Here is a 19,831-nt window from a genome sequence, read left to right on the forward strand (position 1 = left end):
CGGAAGTGGGGCGAATTATAGACCTCCTGAATCTGCCGTCAACCGTTAATTTCAGGTTTCTATCAATGCACCGAAAAAGCCTGCTTATATATAGACGCACCGTCAACAGATGCGCAGCATACGGTCCATCGCCTAAAACAACGCCTTCGGATGATGCCTCACAATGACAGCCCAACTTCCTGGACCCCGGCCCTTGCCCGGCTCCCGAATACGCCCTACCCCAGCGCCCCTGCTCAATCCAGGCGAGACCGTGGTGCTGTTCGACGGCGTCTGCAAGCTATGCAACGGCTGGGCGCGTTTTCTGATTCGCCACGACAACAAACAGCGAGTGCGCCTGGCGGCAGTGCAATCGCCGGAAGGTCAGGCCCTGCTGGCATGGGCCGGTCTCCCGGTGGACGAATTCGACACTATGGCGGTGATCCGCGACCAGCATTACTGGGTGCGCTCCGATGCGTTCTTCGAAGTGATTGCACAACTGCCGGCTCGTTGGTCGCTGGTCAGGCTTCTGCGAGTTTTCCCACGAGCACTTAGAGACTGGACCTACGACCGCGTGGCACTGAATCGCTATAAGATCTTCGGCAAGTACGACACCTGCCTGTTACCCGACCCCGATCACGAACGACGCTTTCTCAAGTCGCCAATGTGAATGCTCAGCTACATCAACTGCAGCCACTGCCCCGGCGTCATCTTCGTCACCATCATCAAGACAATCACGAACATCCCGAGAAACCCGCAAACGCCCATCCAGAACCACTGCCGATAAACAGCCCGGTAATCAGCATCAAGCCTTGCGCCACATTGCACCGCGTCCGCCGCCATCCCCAGCAAACGTTTCTGTAGCAACAGCACCGGCAACCAAAGCAAGCCCACTATAAAGAACAGGATCAGCGACATCAGCACCCAGTCCGTGGTCAAGGGCAACCCGGAAAACCTTGTCAGCCAATAACCCGTCGCGATCTGGATGAAGCCCGCCGGCGTGGTGATCCAGGCGTCATAGCGCACGACCATTCTCGCCACATGCGCAATCACTTGCGGATTGGCCGTGCGACTGGCGGCGATCAGGTACAGATAGGAACCCATGCCGAAGCCGAAGAGGAAAATCGCAGCGATGACATGCACGTACTTCACGCTCAGATAAAGCATGCTCAACGCATCCCGTCAGAGAAAATCACGGACAGGCCAAGATTCTGCGGATCGTTGATCGCTGCCATGTATTCGTCGACGCTGATCTCACCAACACATGGACGAGCCCCCGGTTCGGGCAAGTAACCTCGGGCGATCTTCGCGGCCAGAGCGACGGCAGCACAACTAGGGATCTCCGGCCCCTTGTCATTCAGCGCAGTCAGTTGCGCCGTCATCGACAACGGCTGGTCGTTCAAACCGACACCCTGCACGTCTATATACATTGCACTTTTGCCATCACCGAAACGCTCAAACCATGTCCCCCAGCGATGCAACCGGGCCGCCCACACCCTGTGGTCACGCACCAGCCCTTTCCTCATCGCCAGCGCAAACAGATAATTGGCTACGCCGCCGAGCTTGAGGCCAGCGCCTGCCTTGAAACTCAATGTGTGCGCACCAAACCGGCTGGCAAAGATGTCCATGTCCGGCACATCAACATTGGCCAGCGCACGAGTGCCCAGGTTCTGCAGCTTGCGCAAGGTCAGGTCTTCCCAGCCCATCACCTCATGCACTTGACCATTGCGCAGTTGGCGGATCGGTTTGCCCGCATACGCCAGCACGCCCTCGATTGTCGACAACCCCGGCATTTTCGCTGACGAGGAAATGCCGTGCTCGATCGAGTCGATGCGTTTGAAGTGATGGCGCTGCTCATCGATGATCGCCGACGACAGCGTCGGCACCGAACTGCAACCACTGAGGATGACGACACCGGCCTCTCTCGCCCGTGCATCGAGTACGCCGATGCCATTGACGAACGTCCGGCAGTCCGCCAGATCGCAATAGTTGACGCCCGCCTCGATGCAGCTTTCGGCCACCGCATAGGATTGCCCCTGGAACGGGCCGCCCGTGTGAATCACCAGTTGAATATTCATTGCGCGCAGAGCAGCGGTGAAACCGGCGCCCATCGCATCACCACACCAGCGCTCGCAGCTCGCCCCCAACTCAGCAACCTTGCGCTCCAGCTTCTGCGGATCGCGCCCCGAGATCGCCAGTTCGACGCCCGGCATGTCGATCAGATGCCGACAAACGATACTGCCAAAGTTTCCATACCCGCCAACCACCAACACCCTGAGTGCCATCAACGCTTCCCTGAACAATTCAACAACTGACCCGTAACCGGATTCGGCGCAGCTTCCCTGATATCACCGGGCCAGGCAAGCCTGCGTCAAAGGGCGGCGATGTAGTAACGTCAGCGCCTCGACAACGGAGGTTGATATGAGTAAACGAATCATCGTCATCGGCGCGGGAATCGTCGGCGCGTCAGTTGCGTATCATCTCGCCGCGAAAGGTGCACACGTCATAATGGTCGAGGCCGGTGAGATTGCGTCCGGTGTGACGGGCCGCTCCTTCGCCTGGATCAACACTTCGCACGGCGGACCGGATTCCATTGCGCCGTTGCGCGCAGCGGCCATCGCAGAATACCGCCGACTCGAATCCGAGCTGCCGGGGCTGAAGGTGCGCTGGACCGGTGCGCTGTCTTACGGCGATGGCCGGTTTCAAGCGCCTTCTATATATAGCGCGCAGATTCTCGAGCTTGAACCCAACCTCAAACATCCTCCAGAACGGGCGTTCTTTGCCGCCGAAGAAGGCGCGCTGGATGCCGTGCAGGTAACGCGGGCCTTGATTGCAGGTGCGCAGGCGCATGGAGCGACTCTGCTTACCCAGACGCCAGTGCTCGGTTTGCAGATTCTGGACGGTATCGTCAGCGGCGTGATCACTGCGACGGGCAAGCACGATGCCGACGTTGTCGTACTGGCAGCCGGAACCGCCACCCCGCTGTTGGTGGATCAACTGAACGTCACCCTGCCCATCGACGCCTCACCCGCAATATTCATCCGTTACAAAACCCAACCCCAACGAGTGAACACGATCATCTCCAGCCCCGAAATGGAAATCAGGCAAGACACTGACGGTACGTTGCTCGCTGCAGAAGACTATGTAGATGAGGCACCGCTAAACAGCGCGCAAGCCATCGCACAGAGAACGGCCAAAGTCATCCAGCACGAACTGCACGGGGTGCTATCTATAGAGCCGGAACTGGCGTGCGTCGGCCTCAGGCCAATGCCTGTCGATGGCATTCCAGTCATTGGCTATCTGCCGAACCTCAGCGGTGCCTATGTTTGCGTCATGCATCCGGGCGTGACACTGGCGGCAGTCGTAGGACGACTGGTGGCCGAGGAGATCGTCGGGGGAGGCTTTGCGACCGCGTTAGCGCCGTGTCGGCCGGATCGATTCCAGTCACCGGTTTGAGTGATTCACCCGCGATAAAATGCAGCGCTGGCGGCGGCATGTCAGCTTGTACGATGTCTTATCAGAGGGTATTACTACGTCTCCTCAACAAAAATAAAACCACGGAGATCGCTACATGGACTCATTCCTGTCCGCCAAGCCTGAAAGCCTTGATCAAGCGAATGGCAATACCCGCCGCAGTTTCCTGAAAAAGTCGCTCGCTGTTTCCGCCACGCTCGCCACTGTCGGCAGCGCCGCACTGCCCCGCTTCTCCGATGCCGCCGAACCCTTGAGTCAGCGCTACCCTGATCCACTGATTCATATCCTCGACGACAGTTTCCTGGAGCTACGCGTTTTCAACGCCAGTGTTGAAAAGCTCGCCACCGGCATGCGCTGGGCCGAAGGACCGGTGTGGGTCGGTGATGGCCGGTATCTGTTGGTCAGCGACATCCCCAATAATCGCATCATGCGCTGGGACGAAATCACCGACTCCTTCACGGTGTACCGCGAACACTCAAACTTCTCCAACGGCATGTGCCGGGATCGACATGGGCGTCTGATCGTTTGCGAAGGCTCCACCACCACTAGCGAAGGGCGCCGCATCACGCGCACCGAACACAATGGCACGATCACCGTGCTGGCCGACAGTTTCGACGGCAAGCCCTTCAACTCACCCAACGACATTGTCTGCAAAAGTGATGGCTCGATCTGGTTCACCGACCCGCCATTCCAGACCGGTAACAACTACGAAGGCCACAAAGTCACCCCGACCCAACCCCACGCCGTGTACCGCATCGACGGTGAGAGCCAAAAAGTCACTCGGGTAATCGACGACCTCAACGGCCCCAACGGCCTGTGCTTTTCTCCCGATGAAAAGACCCTGTATGTCGTCGAAGGTCGCGCCAAGCCCAATCGCTTGATCTGGGCGATTACGGTGAAAGACGACGGCACCCTGGGTGAACGCCGCAAGCACATCGAAGGCTTGGACTATGCCGCGATTGACGGCATCAAGTGCGACGAAGCGGGCAACCTGTGGTGCGGCTGGGGCGGTAATGGTGATCCCAAGGCCGACCTGGAAAAACTCGACGGCGTGCGTGTTTTCAACTCGCAGGGCAAGGCCATCGGGCACATTTCGCTGCCAGAGCGCTGCCCGAACCTGTGCTTCGGCGGGCGCGAAGGCAATCGACTGTTCATGGCCAGTAGTCACTCGATCTACTCATTGTTTGTGAATACTCGCGGGACTACGTTTGCGTTGTAAAACCGACGTTGGTCTAGCGATAGTTCCGTGAGTATCGAAACAAGATCCTGCCGCGCATCCGAGGCTGCGCGGTGACGATCCTTGTCGCTGAATTGTCGTTCGATAGCATGCCGCCCTGTATCGACGGCGCCGCCCAAGGGAGAAGTCAGAGTGCCTGGCCCTTGGCTATGCAAAACGCGTTGACGAACGTTGCCGTGTGCTGCAAAGCCTGACGTATATCCGGTTTGGCTATTCCATGCCTGTTGGCAAACTGCTCGACCGCCGCGGTGTTGAAACGAGTGGTCTGGATAAAGTCCAAGGCTTCGGGTTTTGTATTCAAAAACCACGCGACCGGAGGAATACTCAGTAGCCACTTCAGCAGTCGGAGTGAAATGTGATGTTTGGGAGACTTCAAGCCCAAAGGTTTAGCCACCTGTGCCAGGAGTTCTCGCAAGTTTGGCGTTTGATCATCAAGCGCCAGCAGTTCCTCGCCCATCATGGCAGGATCAAAAGCACAAACAGCCACCAGTTCGACCAGATAATCCACGGTGACCAGTGGCAGCCAGTGCTCGGCGGTACCGGGCACTGCAGTCATCTTGCCCTGCACCAGGTTGCGTATCAGCGCCACCAGCGGCTGACCGTCAACGATATGCCCGGTGCGGCTGTGGCCACAGACCGTCGCAGGGTGGACAACGGTCATCTCACCACCCTTGGCGGACATGACCTGCTGGGTCGCAAAATGCGCCTCCAGCTTGCTTGCCTCGTATCCACCGACACGTCGGTAGACGGCGGGCCAGTTCGTCAACTCCGGCTGACGAGGATCAATGCCGATGCGTTGCAGATGTTCATGATTGTTCAGCATGTAGCCGCCGATCATCACTAAACGGCTTTTTTGCTCAGCCGCCAACAGCGCCACACGCTTTGCCCCCTCCACATTCACCGCACGAGACTGCTCCATCGAAAGCCCCCATGCGAAGTGAGCGCCCAGATGGAATATGACGCTGGCGCGCCTCAGCACTTCCTGATCAACCAGACTCAGCCCGAGATTGTCCTGTTCCAGATCGCCAGCCACGGCAAATACCCGTGTCGCGCACCCGCCTAAACTATCAACTTGCTCGCGCAACGCAGCCAACCGCTCCGGGCGGCGCATCAACACCCGGAGGGTGTGACCTTTTGCACTCAGGTTCGCCAGCAAATGTTGACCGATGAAGCCGGTTCCCCCCGTGACAAAGCACTCCACGCTCATTTCCCTGCTCCTTGTTGAAGGTGAGAAATCAAGCGTAAAGTATCGACCCAACTCTACAGTCAAGCGGTGTTTTCATGAAAATCGGCGAACTCGAGGCTCGCAGCGGCGCCAGCCGTCATACGTTGCGTTACTACGAGCAGATCGGCCTGATCTCACCGCTGCGGCAAACCAACAACTATCGTGTCTACACCGAGCAAACCCTGCAGGATCTGGACTTTATCCAGCGCGCGCAAAGCATGGGATTTTCACTGGGGGAAATAGGCGAGATTCTGGATGCGCAGCGCAACAAGCTGATCGACTGTGCTGACGGCGCGAAGCTGATTGAAAAGAAGATGGCCGAAATCAAACAGAAAATTGCCAACCTCCAAAGCATCCATCGGTATCTGGATGTAGAGCGTGCGACCCTCGAAGCGAGTGCTGCCAGGCAACTTGAGCTTCAACAGTTGAGCGACGCTGCCAATCATTGAACCTACGGCAAATGCCGTGGGGAGGCTCCTGCGCAAAGTGTGCTGTGCCTACAACATCCTGCGCCACAATGGTGTGCCGCTGGGCAAGGCGGATTATGTGCAGCACATGTTTGCGTATCTAAGGAAGTAATTGCAGCGCGAGCTTCGGGTCAATCAGGATTGACCCGGAGTTTTTGCAGAAGAAACGCCAGTGACTCCACCGCCCCGTGATAACTCCGCGTTGAACGCTGCGTATCCCATGACATGGCATCGTCCACACAGAAATCGCCAACGCATTCCATGCTCAGATCCTCATCGAGCAGTCCGAGCGGAATCCACACGTAAGGCGATTCGCGAAGTGGGTTGGGCACGGTCGAGCCGCACTGTGCGCAGAAGTCGTTTCTGTAGCCGCTGGGTTTGACCCAACTGTTGATCGCGTCCTGCCCTGCGTCCCAACGAAAGTCCCGAGCGCTTACCAGAGTGGCGAGGTTGAACCCGACACCGGTTTGTTTGCGGCACAGTGAGCAGTGGCAGCGATAGAAAAAGCGCGGTTCCACTGAGAGGGAAAAGCGTACTGCCGCGCAAAGACACTGCCCTGTTGTCATGGGGACCTCCTTGGAAAAACGATCGATCAGGCGCTGGCGTCAGGTTTAGAAACAAGCGCGCCGGCAGAACCTCAGGTTACAGACAGAATGTATTGCGCCAAGCGTTGACAGAGATTTGAATGGAATCGTCTATCGAGATGGCGATCCCTCCTTTTGCGCTCAAAGCCTAAATCAGCTTTTCGACCAAAACCGTGTCCGCCTCGATAGACATATCGCCAAAATCGCCCTCGAGAGATAGAACGTTTTCAACAAAGCTGATCCCTTCCAGCTCTCCGAGGATGCGAGAATTTTGAATGTGCAGAGCACCGAGACTGATGGGCAACTCTGCGCCATCGATATTCCACGCCGTCAGTTTGCATCGGCATCCGTCCTTCAGGCTGACGACCATTTCGAAACAGCGATGTGCCTGATCCAACGTGAACGATAAAACGTCGCTACTTTCGAGCGCTTGTACATCCATACTGAGCTTCTTATGTTTAAAAGCGCATTCTAACGATCTGCGAGGCCCCGGCCATGACTCAGATAAAAAAACCCGAAGACGCTCCCGCCGCATTCCAGGTAGCCTGGAACGCTCACGACATGGCGGCACTCGGAGCTCTGTTCGATCCGCAAGCGACGTTCGTCAATCGTTTCGGCCACTTCGTTCGGGGCGTCGAGCAGATCGTTGCGCTGCACGCGCCCATTCACCAGACGATCTATCGTGACTCCACTCTTGAGAATGAACTGATCGATATCGACCCTGTTGCTGACGGGGTGGCGATCATTCACTTCTGGAGTCGTTTGTCGGCCGGTGCTGCGCATCCGGCAGGAGCGCATGTGGTGGATACGCTGATTCTCGCGGTGCTGATCAGGCAGAACGAGGCTTGGCGCATCAGAGCGCTGGAGAATGTGACCCTGACCAACCCGCGCACAGGTGAAGCCACCCTGCGTGATTAGCGGTAATCCGTTTCAGCGCACCGCAAAAGGTTTTTCGCTGCCTGCTGCATCCGTTTCAGCCCCTGCTCCGTATATTCAACACCCTCATTCGAAGGGTCGAAGAATCAAGGAGACGCACCATGCACATGCTCATCAAACGCCTTGCTGTCGCTTGCTTTACCCTGCTCTGCCTCGGAGCCGGCTCCAGCTTTGCTGCCGATACCGTGATGGTTGGCGGCGCGGCCATGTATCCGACCAAGACCATCGTCGAAAACGCAGTCAACTCCAAGGATCACACGACCCTGGTCGCTGCGGTCAAGGCCGCCGGGCTGGTGGATACGCTCAACAGCAAGGGCCCGTTCACCGTCTTCGCCCCCACCAACGAAGCCTTCGCAAAACTGCCCGCTGGCACGGTCGATACATTGGTCAAGCCTGAACTCAAGGCGGACCTGACGAAGATCCTGACTTACCACGTCGTCGCCGGCACTCACACGGCTAAACAGTTGATGGGCGACGCCAAAATGCACGGCGGCAAAGTGATGCTGAAAACCGTTCAGGGCGAATCGCTGACCGTGATGTTGCACGACGGCAAGCTGTGGGTGCAGGACGCCAAAGGCGGCAAGGCGGCCATTACCATCGCGGACGTCATGCAATCCAATGGCGTGATTCATGTGGTCGATACGGTGCTGATGCCGAATTGACTGGCTAACGTTGGCGGGCTCTCGTCAGAGCGTCCGCCAACGTCATGATTGAAATGCCTTGCGACTCACGCCGAACGCTTTTCCATCCAGCGCCGATATTGCCGAGTGCGAAACGCCATGGCGATCTGCTGCAAAATCAGCGCGCGTAACGGTGACACCCCCGGATCAGGCTTTTTCGCCCGACTGAGTTTACCCAGCTGAAACTTCACCACCGCCATGTTCGCCAAGGCCGCAATGGCCTTGTTTTTCCAGGTGATCGGCGGCAATTGCGGGGCGTTGTCCTTGCCCTGCAGCCAGTCACGCGGCAGGTACGGATCGATGGCCAGCGCCGTGCCGATACCGACCATGTCCACGCCGCTTTGCACAACGCTTTCGGCAACCGGATGACGGCGGATGCCGCCGGTGACCATCACTGGCATTTTGGCAACGGTCTGAAGGTCCCGGGCAAATTCGACGAAATAGGCCTCGCGAGCCAGAGTTCGACCATCGCGCGCCTCACCTTGCATGGCCGGAACTTCGTAGCTGCCACCGGACAGTTCCACCAGATCCACGCCCAGATCGTTGAGCAGCTCGACGACCTTTTTCGCGTCGTCAGCGGTGAATCCGCCGCGCTGGAAATCGGCGGAATTGAGTTTGACCGCTACGGCAAACTCTGCAGAAACCACTGCCCTGACTGCCTTGACGATCTCGACCAACAACCGCGCACGGTTCTGCAGAGAGCCGCCCCACTCGTCCATCCGTTGATTGGTCAGAGGCGAGAGAAACTGGCTCAACAGATAGCCGTGGGCGGCGTGGATTTCCACGCCGGTGAACCCCGCCTGTTCACCCAGGCGTGCGGTATTCGCAAAACGCTGGATGACGTCCTCAATCACACTGGCGGTCATGGCGTGGGGCGTGGCGAAACGCTTGGACAGTTTGCCCAGTTCCAGCGGCACCGCTGATGGCGCCCAGGTTTTCTGCCCGAGGTTGGACTGCATCTGGCGCCCCGGATGATTGATCTGCAACCAGAACTGCGCACCGGCAGAACGGCCGATCCGCGCCCAGCGCTTGAACTTGTCGAGTTGCTGATCATCCTGCAGCACCACGCCGCCCGGCCCGGTCATGGCGCGGCCGTCGACCATCACGTTGCCGGTGATAATCAGCCCGGCACCACCGTCGGCCCATGCCTGATACAGACGCATCAGTTCTGCAGAGGGCGCCTGGTCGGCGTCCGCCATGTTTTCTTCCATGGCGGCTTTGGCGATGCGGTTCTTGATGGTTGAACCGTTGGGTAAGGTCAGGGCGTCGAACACATTCATGGGGCAGTCCTCAACTGGAGATGAGGCCACCATAAGATTGAAGTGAACTTGAAGGTCAACGACTTTTTCAAGGTCATTCAATGTTGATTTCGCTCGACCCAGGCAAGTGCGTCACCAGATCCGCGCCCAACAACCGCGCAGGTGTGTAGGCACCGCCGGGCGGACGTGTCTGCAACAGATAGCCAACCACCGCCAACGCAGCGTCGATCGTCAGGCTGTAAACGTTCGCGGTGTGCACGCGGGCGACTTTGCTTTCACCGCGCGCATTGCGGGCCTCGCCCCACACATAGGTGCCTTGGTCAGCACGTTTTGCCTGATCCGGGCCGGTCACTGTCTTGCCGATGCGCGCCTTGAGCAGCCGCTGCACAAACGACAGTCCCAGCAACGGACGAATCCAGTTGGCGAGCCTGGCGCCGCGAATCATCCCCGCCGAACCCGGTATGAACACCTCGATATTGGCGATGCCGGTGGTGTGCCAAGCGGTGGACACATCGCCCCAGGGGATGGTCATCGCCAGCTTCTCCCCGGCACCGAAATCGATACGCCGTACCCGATAGGCCAGCGGCACGGAAACAATCTTGCCGTCACGTCGGACCTTGCCACCCTGCGCCAGGCCTTCGATTGAAGTCTTGGCAGTGCCGGGTGAAAAGCTCGAACGTGAATCGAAGCCCAGCGCCAGATGCGTCGCATCCGGCAGCGCGTCTTTCAGGGCGGCGGCAACGCAGTCGGTCGGGACTACATCAAAGCCGACGCCGGGGCAGATGACTGACCCCGCTGCCCGCGCCCGCTCATTCAGGGACTGCGCATGTTCGAATACGGCAATCTCGCCAGTGATGTCCAGATAGTGTGCGCCGGCTCGCAGGCAGGCTTCGATCATCGGCGCGGCGGTTGCGGAAAACGGCCCCGCGCAATGCAGAATCAATCCGTGCCCCTTGATCTGCGCCAGCAACCGTGCAGGGTCATCCAGACCGAATACTCGGGCTTCGAGACCCAGCTCCCGGGCCAACGCTTCGACCTTGTCGCGGCTACGTCCGGCCAACACCGGCCTGAGTCCACGCCTGACGGCATCGCGAGCGATCAGTTCGCCGGTATAGCCGTTGGCGCCATAAATCATCCATTTCATCGGTGTATCCGGTTGGTCTTGCTGACTCATGCCTGGCTCCTGAGTGGATTGATGACCGGCATTATTGCCTTGCCCAATCAGCTTCAGACGCTAGCGTTAAAGTCAGGTTGAGGGTCAAGCAAAAGTCCGGTGGCATCAGCACAAATTATTCGCAGCAGCGGGGTTGACCTTAAAGCGAGGTTTAAGGTGAGCATGCGCTGACCTGCTTGCTCGATGGAGCCCGGAAGATGCTCAAGACCCTTGTTTCCTCTGCCCTGTTATTGATAGGTGGTGCTTTCATGACGTTTGCAAATGCTGAGTCGGCGGCTATCAAGGATCGCCAGATCCTGGTGATCATGACCAATCACGCCAGCTATCCCTCTCGAACCGATACCACCGGGTTGTGGCTGACCGAACTGACCCACTTCACCGATGTGGTGGAAGCCGCCGGCTACACCACTGTGTTTGCCAGCCCCAAGGGTGGCGCGGTGCCTCTGGACGAACGCAGTCTGGGCTGGTTGTACATGGACAAGGCTGCGCGGGAGCACTTGCAGTCCCCTGCGTTCCGCGCGCGCCTGGCCAATACGCTGCCGATCGCCGAGGTCGATCCGTCCCGCTTCGGCGTCATCTACTTCACCGGGGGCCATGGCGTCATGTGGGACTTTCCGGACAACCCTGACCTGCGCCGTGTCGCCGAAACCATCTACAACCAGGGCGGCATCGTGTCGGCCGTGTGCCATGGCGTAGCGGGTCTGCTGGATCTGAAGGACAGCCAGGGCCAATTGATCATCAAGAACCGAAACATCACCGGCTTCTCTGACCGCGAAGAGCTGCTCTCGGGCATGAAAAATCAGGTGCCATTCTTTCTTGAGGACCGCTTGGTGAGCCAGGGCGCGCACTACCGCAAGGGCTGGCTGCCGTTCACTTCATTTGCCATTACCGATGGAAGACTGGTGACCGGCCAGAACCCTCAATCGCCCAAAGCCGTAGCTGAAGCCGTGATGGCGGTGCTCAACGCCGACGAACGAACGCGCTAAATCTTTTTGTAGTGCCTACCCACCGGAGAACGTCCGATTGAAACTCGCAAGCGCCGTTTTAACAGGATTGCTGATCACCACTTTTGCCAACGCTACGTTGGCGGAGACACCTGAAATGCCCGACCTGACCGAGACCACCACCATCGACATTGCCGGCCATTCAGTACCCGTCGTCAAGGGTGGCCTCTATGACCGCTTTCGCTCCAATCCGCCGTTGTCGGTGATTGCCGCCGAAGTCCCGGGCGTTGATTTAAGCTGGTTCAAAGGACTGGAAAAGCACAAGGTCGACATTGGCTTCGAGTCCTATTCCCCAAACTTCTACTACCAGAACAGTCGTGTCACGGCGATCTATACCGCCGACCTCGACCGGCTCCGGGCGTTGATGCCGCCCGAAATACTGACCACCGTGCAACCGCTGCAAGTCTGGCCAGGACGTGGCTTGATCGCATTCACTGCGTACACCTACGAGCATTGCGATAACGACGCCTATAACGAAGTTGCCGTGTCGATCATCACCAACAAACCCGGCAAAGCCAACCTGGGCCCGCTCACGTTGATTGGCCAGTCGATGTCAGAAGATTTCTGGGGTTATGTGCTCAAGTTGCCGGTCAATACCGAGCTGGCGCGGGTGCGCGGAGTGGTCGGATACAACCTGCCGAAGTGGCTGACCGGGATTGATCGCAAAGAAAACGGGCAATCCGTGATCTACGAGATCAGCGACAGCCAGACCGGCAAACCGGACGTGTCCTTCACCGCGAAGAAGCTCGACAAACTGTCGCGCAATGAGGATATCGTCACCAGCAGTTTCACCAACCTCGATCACCAGGGCCAACTGGCCTATGGCTACGCGGTTTCGCGCCAACTCAGCCACGGTTCCAGCCGGGACGCGGATGCCGCCATGCTGACACTGGGCGATGGCAGCCTGTCGAACTACTTGCGCGACTTGAAGCTGGGGAAAATGCTCAAGTACGAATATGTCCCTGAGTTCCAGAGTGCGCTCTATGCGCCAAAACCGCTTGCCACGCTGGTTGGCAATCGCTGAAAGCGGTAACGCCCGTCAGGCTCTGGATGCCTGACGGGCGTTTGCTTTTCTTGCCGCAGCTGCTGGCTGCTTGTCGGGCGCAGAAGCCACGCCTTCTTCGCACAGCCGTTGGATCAGCCTCTGCGCATTGTCCGCACACGCCATCCCCGCAGGCTTGCCCTCGATCCCCTTGATGACCAGCAGTAGTTGTTCCTTGTTCTGCGCCAGCCGTTGCTGCAGGACTTCGATTTCTTCGACCTTTTGCTTCAAGCCACTGAGCAACTGGTCATGCTGCCAGCCACTCGCGTTCATCGGCATCAACTGACGGATTTCCTCCAGGGAGAAACCTGCCGCCTGCGCGCCGGTGATGATATGCAACACCCACTGTGTGTCGGGGGCGTAATCGCGATAGCCATTGGCTTTGCGCGCGACCGAAGTGATCAACCCGCTCGCCTCGTAAAAACGGATACGCGATGGCGCCAGTCCGCTGATTTTTGCCAGTTCACCAATTCTCATGTCCGACTCCGCAGCACGTTAACCTTTAAGCTGACTTTAAACCTGAAGGAGTGCAACAGCCAACACGGCAAATCACACCAGCAACTCAGTCATCCACTGTACCTGCCGCGCAACCTCTTCCAGCTTCTCCTCGGGCACAGCCTGGCGCGCCTGTTTGAGACTGTTGAGGGTTTTCTGTTTCTGCCTTAACAAGCGCTGCCATTTGGCGATGAATGCCGGGCTGAGCGTCTGCATCAGCAACGGGCCAAAGTACAGCTGTTCGGCGTTGTAGCGCACCGGCCCGCCGCGCTCGGCGACGATGATTTCGTAGAAGAAACGGTTTTCCTGCAGCACTTCCTCATCGAGGATGCGGTAGCCGTTGTCCATCAGCCATTGGCGCAGGGGCTGCTCGCCGCCGTTGGGTTGCAGGATCAGTCGTTCGTGCCCGCGCAGGCGCGCCTTGCCGCTGTCTAGAATGTCGCGAATCGTCTCGCCGCCCATGCCGCAGAGGCTGATCGCGGTGATTCCGTCATCAGGCTCGATCGCCGCCAGACCACTGGCCAGACGCACGCTGATGTGCTGCTGCAGATCGTTGTCGCGCACCGTGCGCACCGCGGCATGGAACGGCGTCAGCGCCACCTCGCCGGCCACCGCCGCAACGATGGCGCCACGGCGCATCAGGGCCACCGGCAGATAGCCGTGATCCGAGCCGATATCCGCCAAACGCGCGCCGGCCGGTACATGCGCCGCCACCCGCTCCAGTCGCATGGACAATGTGTGTTCGTTCAACTGCCGCCCTCTTCCCCAGCCATCGCCGGCGCTGCTGGCCGGACAAGGGGCGCGACTCTAGCGGGCAATGGTGGGTATTTCAAATCCGGGCAAGCGCCTTACTGCGTTGGTGTGACCAGTGGCTGCAGAGACAAGGCTTCAACGGCTCAACCACCTAGCCACTGCGTCGATTCACGCTTACCATAACCACAACTCGGCGGCTGCTGACAAACTGGCCAGGGCGCGCCAACTGGGCATGAGCTATCCCATCCGCACCACCCGCCAATTGCTGGATCAAGTGTGACCAATCTCCTGTTCGTGTGCAGCCGCAACCAATGGCGCAGTCCGACGGCGGAAGCGATCTGGCGCCGTCGGCCCGGGTTCGAGGCCCGCTCGGCAGGCACCAGTCCCAATGCACGCAAACCCATCGGCCCGGCGGATATCCGCTGGGCCGATGTCATCTTTGTCATGGAACGCAAGCACCTCAATCGCCTGCAAGCCGAATACGCCCGATTACTTGAGCACAAGCCGATCCACACGCTGGATATTCCAGATGACTATCGCTTCATGGATCCCGAGCTGGTGGACATTCTTGAGGACGCCGTGAAGCCTTATCTCGAGCCTCGGGCTTAGTGCTCAGGCTGCCATCCTCATCACCGTACTTTCAAATTGAGTAGAAACATGAACCGCCAAAAGAAACTGCAGCAGTTGTTCAAGGAAAAGGCCAAAAAGGCCAGCGCCAAACTCGCGCCGAAAAAGCCCAAGTACATCAGCAAGGCCGACCGCGCGAAACTGGCTGCCGAAGCGGCGGCCGAACCGGTTGAAACCCGCGAGAGCTGATTCGCTGCTTCAGGCGTCGATTAAACGTGCTTTACAGATACGCCTCGATGTTCGCGATCGCCCGATCGATGTAGAGCTCTTTCTCGCCAACGGGCGTCACATAATGAAACGCGTTGCGGGTGGCCTCCACACCGGCCAGGCGGGCGATGAACCAGGCCGCCATATATTGTGAAGACAGGCATCCGCCAGCGGTGGCGACATTGCCCTTGGCCATGAACGGCTGATTGAGCACCGCCACACCGGCCTCCTCCACCCAGGGCTTGGTGATCAGATCGGTACAGGCTGGGACGTCATTGAGCAGGCCGAGCTTTGCCAGGATCAGCGTGCCCGAGCACTGGGCGCCCAAGAGCTGGCGCTGCGGATCGAGCCGTAGCCGCGCCATCAGCTCGGTATCCGCCACGATATCCCGGGTCAGACTTCCGCTGCCCACCAACACCGCGTCCGCGTCGCTCGCTTCCTCCAATGACACCTGAGCCTCGATTACCAGGCCATTCATCGAGCGCACTTTTTCCGTCGGGCTGGCGATCGACACGCGCCAATCGGGCTGTTTGACCCGGTTGAGAATGCTGAACGCGATAAGCGAATCCAGTTCGTTGAAGCCTTCAAAGGTCAGGATGGCGATGTGCATGGTGAGTCTCTAAATGGGCGATGACTCATCGTAAAATCTGGCGCTCATCACAATCAAAAAATTGTCATGGGTACATTGCAGGCGACATCGACGGGCATTTGATACACCGGCTACGCGCCACGGAAAGGACGGCTGAACAACCGCGTCGTCTCGCCCTATACCTTCTCAGGCGACCACGCCTGCATGCCTGCCAGGAACGATCGGGCTGTAGCTTTCAGCCAGTGGCTGTAGGAAAGTGGCGAACATCGAATGATGAAAAGGCCAACACCCCATGAAGCCGCTGGATCTCACGCGTTTCGACCTCAATCTTCTGGTGGTTCTTGAGGCACTTTGGGCGCAAAGGCACGTCGGTCGTGCGGCGCAGCATCTGCATCTGTCGCAGTCGGCCACCAGCCATGCCCTGTCGCGTTTGCGCACGGCGTTTGATGATCAGTTGTTCATTCGCAACCCTCGCGGCATGGCACCGACGCCGCTGGCCATCGAGCTGATGCCCAGAGTGGCGGCGGTGCTCGAATCGGTGCGGCTGCTCGCCAGCCCACGGGGGCCGTTCGATCCGGCGCGTCTGCAGGCGACACTGGCGGTGGCGGCCACCGATCACGCCGTGTTGACCGTCATCACCCCGACGCTGGCGAAAATTCAGGTTGCGGCGCCGGAGGTGGTGCTGAAACTCGGGCCGGTGGACGGCGAATCGGCGATGCGCCTGCTGGACGCCGGCGAGATCGACCTGGTGTTGGGTTCGGGTTCGTTTGCGCAAGTGCCGCAACGCTTTGATTGCCAGCTCGCGCACAAGGAGCGTTTTGTCGGCATCGCCCGCAAAGGGCACCCGGCACTGGTCAAGCGCGGCAAACATTTGCATATGGAACTGGATGACTTCACGCGCCTGCCGCACGTTCTGATTTCGCCCCGGGGCGACGCGCGGGGTGCTGTCGATGACGCGCTGGAACAGCTCGGTCGCAGCCGCAAGGTCAGCATCACCTGCCCGAGTTTTCTCGCAGTGCCATTCATGGTTGGCGCATCGGAATCGATTGCCGTGGTCGCCGAACGTGTCGCCTTGCAGATGCAGGAAACCGCACAACTGAGCCTGTTCGAATTGCCCCTGACGCTGCCCACCTGGGAGGTCTTTGTCGTCCGCGCACGCGGGCGCGCCAACGAGCCGGCGGTTGAATGGATGACCAGAATGCTGATCGGCGACTGATGATCGACCTCGTGCATCGAGAGGCTGCACCAATGCCATTGGATCGCGCGCCTCGGTGCTCCTAGAGTGCGGACATCCGTTCAACATCCCTGGAATTCTCATGCAAACCGAGCCCACGCTGGTCATGGTCCCTTGCTTCGCCGGTGCGCCGTGGCAGCTCAACCAACTCAGCCACTTGCAGCACCGCGCCATGCGTACGTTGCGCTTACCGGACGACGTCGCTGATCTGGAAACGCTCGCCAACTTCATCGTTGATCAAGTGAAAGATCTCGAATGCTACGTGCTGGTGGGCGACTCCTACGGCGCGGTCGCCTCGATCGCGGTTGCAACGCGCCAGCCAAAAGGCCTCAAGGGCCTGGTGCTGTCCGGCGGTTTCGCCAAAAACCCGATCACCTCGCCCCTGCTGAAAACGCTGGCCGCGCTGGCGCCGTTCTTCCCCGGGCCGTTTTATCGACAGACCACCCTGCGCTTCCACGCCGCGCAACTGGCTTCGTCGTTCGACAAGGAAGGCGAAATCCCTTGGTCAACCGCCAACAGCCGCGCCTTCTTCATCAAGCAAACCCCACACAAGGCCTACGTCAGCCGCGTGCGCTCAATCGAGACCGTCGACTACACCGCCCTGCTGGCAAAGATCGACGTGCCGACGCTGATCCTCACGCCCGAGGAAGACAGGCTGATCGGCAAAGAGGCTGCAGGGATTCTGCTGAATGGCATAAAAGGCGCGCAGGAAGTCGTCATGCCGAGGACCGGGCATATGTTCAGGTTTTCGCATCCGGGGGCGTATTCGCTGGAGGTCAGGAAGTTTCTGCAGCGGGTGGCGCTTTGAGTGTATTTGGGCCAGTCAGATGCTGCGCGGCATATCGATCCGAATTGCCGTTTATTGTTGCAGCCGCTAGCCTCAGCAAAAGTCAAAAGCACAAATCAGAGACCCGCATGACGCTACGCCCCGCCACCGATAGCGACCAGCCAGCCCTCTTCGACTTGCATCGAGCAGTCTTCCGCGAACACATCGAAAAAATATGGGGCTGGGATGAGAACTGGCAACGGGACAATTTCGCAGCGGAATTCGCAGGCGCAGCCACTTCGGTTATTGAACAAGACGGCCGGATTGTTGGCTATGTGCAGATACTGGACAAAGAAGATCGAATCCATGTTCAGAACATCGCTATTTCGCCCGAGTACCAAGGCAAGGGCATTGGCTCGCGCATTCTGAAGAACCTTCAGCTGCAAGCCGCTGCCCGTCAAGTGCCGTTGCAATTGGGCGCTTTTCGCACGAACACTCTGGCGCAGAAGCTCTATGAACGGCTGGGCTTTCGCAGGACTGGGGCGACGGACACGCATATCGAAATGTCGTGGACAGGCCATGACAGACAGCAGCCGTGATCCGGATCCAACCGCGTAGCAGACCTTCCCCGATTCAACCTATCCGGGTTCGGGCACTCATGCCTGCCTGACATCACCTTCATGTCAGCCTGGCAACCGACCCTGTCGGCAATACCCCGTCCTTCTCAAGCGCAGTCAGTTTCGCGACAACTCGGGCACGCTCGCTTACCGAAGTTTCTCGGTCGGTAATCGAGTAAGTCTGGCCATAGACCCATGCACGCAACTGCTCAAGCACGGAAGGTTCAGCAGGTGTGCGAGACAGCTGCTGCAACAGATACCCGGCCTGCGTCCATTTGGGCATCAGCTCAAGCAACGCCTGACGTCGAGAGGCGGTCAGCGCTGGCCAGAGGGTCTCGAGCTGAGCGCTGAATGCTGACTCGATGACTTTCCATGGCTGCGGGCGCAGGCCGCGTACCCCGGCCTCGAACACCGGGCGTGACGGGTCCGCGATCGCCGCGATCAGTAAATCAGGCCTGCCCTCTCCTTCGAGGCTCAGGACCAGTGCCCGAACCTCGCCACTGTTTTGGCTGAGGGCCGCGTTCATCCACCCTTGCGGGATGGCCATGCCAAGCGACTGCGCCAACCCGAGTACGCCAAGCCAACGGGCTTTGGTAGCGGGAATCTCGCCTGCCAGTTGCGCTTGAAGTAACTGCAACGGGTCGACGCCATACTTTCTGGCGGCCCAGAGTGCAGTCGATCTTGCTGCAGACGATGGGTCGGTCAGAAAGTCTTCGATCAGTCGTGTGCGATCCGTTTGCAACTCAATGGCTTGCAGAAACGACAGGCGCCGGAGAATGCTGCTGTTGCTGGCGAGTCCATAGGCGATGGCCTTCTGAGCCGATGCCAGAGGCAGCGCCATTGCCCTGCCGAGCGCAGCCCGACGCACACTGAAATCTGCATGATGAAGGCTCGCGACAAGAAACGCCTCCAGCTCATCTGCGCGCTTTGTCTGAGCGAGTACCCTGAAAAATAACCGCGTACAGGCGCCACGGCTGGTTTCGAAGGCCGCCGTGGTTTGCGCGAGGCACTCAGGTGTTGCCAGCAGCGCTTCAAGCTTTTGGATGGTAACGCCATGGTCTTCGCGTCGGCGCTGCTCCAGGGCAAGGATGGCGGGAGTTTTGGCGATCAGCCAAGGGCCATACTCGGGGGTCAGGTAGTCTGCGAAAGCGTCTCTGGCCGCCGCGCGTACCTGCGGCACCCAGTCGTTGAGCCGCACGATAATGGACGCCAGCCGCTCGATCGACTGCGACGAGCGGATTTGCCGTAGACCGGCCTCCCGGTGGAATCCATCCCAGGACATGACCAGCCACTTCCAGTCACGCACTGGCAATACTTCTGGTGGATCCACTGGATCTACTGGATCTACTGGATCTACTGAGCGTTCGGTTTTTGCAGTGGTGGATGTTTTTCCGGTGAGTCTTTGCAACAAAACTTTCCACATGGAGCTGACTATCCCTGACGTCCGAACATTGGCGTGAGCCATAGCATGCCTGTCGCCGATTT

General features: G+C 58.9%; 25 protein-coding genes. 14 read left to right on the plus strand and 11 right to left on the minus strand.

Features of this window, described 5'->3' with window-relative positions:
- Positions 1-193 precede the first annotated feature (193 nt).
- Positions 194-646 (plus strand): thiol-disulfide oxidoreductase DCC family protein, encoded by a 453-nt coding sequence (locus QRN61_RS13840; protein WP_247843112.1) that lies wholly within the window; start codon positions 194-196, stop codon positions 644-646.
- A gap of 8 nt (positions 647-654) precedes the next feature.
- On the opposite strand, the gene QRN61_RS13845 is transcribed toward QRN61_RS13840, so the two are convergent.
- On the minus strand, positions 655-1,143 hold the full coding sequence (locus QRN61_RS13845; protein WP_247843113.1) for a DUF2269 family protein: 489 nt from the start codon (positions 1,141-1,143) through the stop codon (positions 655-657).
- A 2-nt stretch (positions 1,144-1,145) separates the two neighbouring features.
- Positions 1,146-2,261, minus strand: a complete 1,116-nt coding sequence (locus QRN61_RS13850; RefSeq protein ID WP_285374015.1) for a saccharopine dehydrogenase family protein — start codon at positions 2,259-2,261, stop codon at positions 1,146-1,148.
- 136 nt (positions 2,262-2,397) lie between these two features.
- Here QRN61_RS13850 and QRN61_RS13855 point away from each other — a divergent pair, with 136 nt between their 5' ends.
- Together QRN61_RS13855 and QRN61_RS13860 are read left to right on the plus strand one after the other, a co-directional pair.
- On the plus strand, positions 2,398-3,432 hold the full coding sequence (locus QRN61_RS13855; RefSeq protein WP_285374016.1) for an NAD(P)/FAD-dependent oxidoreductase: 1,035 nt from the start codon (positions 2,398-2,400) through the stop codon (positions 3,430-3,432).
- A 115-nt stretch (positions 3,433-3,547) separates the two neighbouring features.
- On the plus strand, positions 3,548-4,669 hold the full coding sequence (locus QRN61_RS13860; RefSeq protein WP_285374017.1) for an SMP-30/gluconolactonase/LRE family protein: 1,122 nt from the start codon (positions 3,548-3,550) through the stop codon (positions 4,667-4,669).
- A 145-nt stretch (positions 4,670-4,814) separates the two neighbouring features.
- Here QRN61_RS13860 and QRN61_RS13865 read toward each other — a convergent pair whose 3' ends face one another.
- On the minus strand, positions 4,815-5,894 hold the full coding sequence (locus tag QRN61_RS13865; RefSeq protein ID WP_285374018.1) for an SDR family oxidoreductase: 1,080 nt from the start codon (positions 5,892-5,894) through the stop codon (positions 4,815-4,817).
- 74 nt (positions 5,895-5,968) lie between these two features.
- Between QRN61_RS13865 and QRN61_RS13870 the strand changes: the two genes are divergently transcribed.
- Positions 5,969-6,361 (plus strand): MerR family transcriptional regulator, encoded by a 393-nt coding sequence (locus QRN61_RS13870; protein WP_041074696.1) that lies wholly within the window; start codon positions 5,969-5,971, stop codon positions 6,359-6,361.
- The gene (locus QRN61_RS13875) at positions 6,354-6,491 is read left to right on the plus strand and encodes a DUF1993 family protein (RefSeq protein ID WP_276615404.1); all 138 of its coding nucleotides are present in this window, start codon (positions 6,354-6,356) and stop codon (positions 6,489-6,491) included. Before QRN61_RS13870 ends, QRN61_RS13875 begins: the two co-directional genes overlap by 8 nt.
- Positions 6,492-6,510: 19 nt before the next feature.
- Here QRN61_RS13875 and QRN61_RS13880 read toward each other — a convergent pair whose 3' ends face one another.
- Both QRN61_RS13880 and QRN61_RS13885 read right to left on the minus strand, forming a co-directional pair.
- Positions 6,511-6,945 (minus strand): GFA family protein, encoded by a 435-nt coding sequence (locus QRN61_RS13880; protein WP_285374019.1) that lies wholly within the window; start codon positions 6,943-6,945, stop codon positions 6,511-6,513.
- Positions 6,946-7,111: 166 nt separating this feature from the next.
- On the minus strand, positions 7,112-7,405 hold the full coding sequence (locus QRN61_RS13885) for a hypothetical protein (RefSeq protein ID WP_097087833.1): 294 nt from the start codon (positions 7,403-7,405) through the stop codon (positions 7,112-7,114).
- A gap of 53 nt (positions 7,406-7,458) precedes the next feature.
- Here QRN61_RS13885 and QRN61_RS13890 point away from each other — a divergent pair, with 53 nt between their 5' ends.
- Both QRN61_RS13890 and QRN61_RS13895 read left to right on the plus strand, forming a co-directional pair.
- Complete coding sequence (locus tag QRN61_RS13890) at positions 7,459-7,881, plus strand: SgcJ/EcaC family oxidoreductase (protein ID WP_097087835.1); 423 nt, start codon at positions 7,459-7,461, stop codon at positions 7,879-7,881.
- Between the two features lie 119 nt (positions 7,882-8,000).
- Entirely contained in the window at positions 8,001-8,561 is a 561-nt protein-coding gene (locus tag QRN61_RS13895) for a fasciclin domain-containing protein (protein ID WP_285374020.1), read from the plus strand.
- Positions 8,562-8,626: 65 nt separating this feature from the next.
- Here QRN61_RS13895 and QRN61_RS13900 read toward each other — a convergent pair whose 3' ends face one another.
- The gene (locus tag QRN61_RS13900; RefSeq protein ID WP_285374021.1) at positions 8,627-9,859 is read right to left on the minus strand and encodes an NADH:flavin oxidoreductase/NADH oxidase family protein; all 1,233 of its coding nucleotides are present in this window, start codon (positions 9,857-9,859) and stop codon (positions 8,627-8,629) included.
- A 73-nt stretch (positions 9,860-9,932) separates the two neighbouring features.
- Complete coding sequence (locus QRN61_RS13905; RefSeq protein ID WP_049827952.1) at positions 9,933-11,012, minus strand: saccharopine dehydrogenase family protein; 1,080 nt, start codon at positions 11,010-11,012, stop codon at positions 9,933-9,935.
- A gap of 248 nt (positions 11,013-11,260) precedes the next feature.
- On the opposite strand from QRN61_RS13905, the gene QRN61_RS13910 reads away from it, so the two are divergent.
- Positions 11,261-11,998: a type 1 glutamine amidotransferase domain-containing protein gene (locus QRN61_RS13910; protein WP_115990601.1), complete on the plus strand. Its 738-nt coding sequence runs from the start codon at positions 11,261-11,263 to the stop codon at positions 11,996-11,998.
- Between the two features lie 37 nt (positions 11,999-12,035).
- Positions 12,036-13,040, plus strand: a complete 1,005-nt coding sequence (locus QRN61_RS13915) for an acetoacetate decarboxylase (ADC) (RefSeq protein WP_285374022.1) — start codon at positions 12,036-12,038, stop codon at positions 13,038-13,040.
- A gap of 15 nt (positions 13,041-13,055) precedes the next feature.
- Here QRN61_RS13915 and QRN61_RS13920 read toward each other — a convergent pair whose 3' ends face one another.
- Positions 13,056-13,535, minus strand: a complete 480-nt coding sequence (locus tag QRN61_RS13920; RefSeq protein ID WP_285374023.1) for a MerR family transcriptional regulator — start codon at positions 13,533-13,535, stop codon at positions 13,056-13,058.
- A gap of 72 nt (positions 13,536-13,607) precedes the next feature.
- Positions 13,608-14,303 carry a tRNA (adenine(22)-N(1))-methyltransferase gene (locus QRN61_RS13925; RefSeq protein ID WP_285374024.1) on the minus strand — a complete coding sequence of 232 codons (696 nt, stop codon included), beginning with the start codon at positions 14,301-14,303 and terminating at the stop codon, positions 13,608-13,610.
- Positions 14,304-14,582: 279 nt separating this feature from the next.
- Between QRN61_RS13925 and QRN61_RS13930 the strand changes: the two genes are divergently transcribed.
- Both QRN61_RS13930 and QRN61_RS13935 read left to right on the plus strand, forming a co-directional pair.
- On the plus strand, positions 14,583-14,915 hold the full coding sequence (locus QRN61_RS13930) for a low molecular weight protein tyrosine phosphatase family protein (RefSeq protein ID WP_096797690.1): 333 nt from the start codon (positions 14,583-14,585) through the stop codon (positions 14,913-14,915).
- Between the two features lie 48 nt (positions 14,916-14,963).
- Complete coding sequence (locus tag QRN61_RS13935; RefSeq protein WP_081730283.1) at positions 14,964-15,122, plus strand: DUF2986 domain-containing protein; 159 nt, start codon at positions 14,964-14,966, stop codon at positions 15,120-15,122.
- Between the two features lie 31 nt (positions 15,123-15,153).
- Here QRN61_RS13935 and QRN61_RS13940 read toward each other — a convergent pair whose 3' ends face one another.
- Positions 15,154-15,750 (minus strand): DJ-1/PfpI family protein, encoded by a 597-nt coding sequence (locus QRN61_RS13940; protein WP_096797689.1) that lies wholly within the window; start codon positions 15,748-15,750, stop codon positions 15,154-15,156.
- 271 nt (positions 15,751-16,021) lie between these two features.
- On the opposite strand from QRN61_RS13940, the gene QRN61_RS13945 reads away from it, so the two are divergent.
- The 3 genes from QRN61_RS13945 to QRN61_RS13955 all read left to right on the plus strand — a co-directional run bounded on the left by QRN61_RS13945 (position 16,022) and on the right by QRN61_RS13955 (position 18,328).
- Positions 16,022-16,945 carry a LysR family transcriptional regulator gene (locus tag QRN61_RS13945; RefSeq protein ID WP_285374025.1) on the plus strand — a complete coding sequence of 308 codons (924 nt, stop codon included), beginning with the start codon at positions 16,022-16,024 and terminating at the stop codon, positions 16,943-16,945.
- Between the two features lie 100 nt (positions 16,946-17,045).
- The gene (locus QRN61_RS13950) at positions 17,046-17,771 is read left to right on the plus strand and encodes an alpha/beta fold hydrolase (protein WP_285374026.1); all 726 of its coding nucleotides are present in this window, start codon (positions 17,046-17,048) and stop codon (positions 17,769-17,771) included.
- Between the two features lie 107 nt (positions 17,772-17,878).
- A complete protein-coding gene (locus tag QRN61_RS13955) occupies positions 17,879-18,328 on the plus strand; it encodes a GNAT family N-acetyltransferase (protein WP_285374027.1) in 450 nt (149 codons plus the stop codon).
- 79 nt (positions 18,329-18,407) lie between these two features.
- Here QRN61_RS13955 and QRN61_RS13960 read toward each other — a convergent pair whose 3' ends face one another.
- Positions 18,408-19,769 carry a hypothetical protein gene (locus tag QRN61_RS13960; RefSeq protein WP_285374028.1) on the minus strand — a complete coding sequence of 454 codons (1,362 nt, stop codon included), beginning with the start codon at positions 19,767-19,769 and terminating at the stop codon, positions 18,408-18,410.
- Positions 19,770-19,831 lie beyond the last annotated feature (62 nt).

This window comes from Pseudomonas sp. lyk4-TYG-107, assembly GCF_030209055.1.
Taxonomy (GTDB): Bacteria; Pseudomonadota; Gammaproteobacteria; order Pseudomonadales; family Pseudomonadaceae; genus Aquipseudomonas; species Aquipseudomonas putida_A.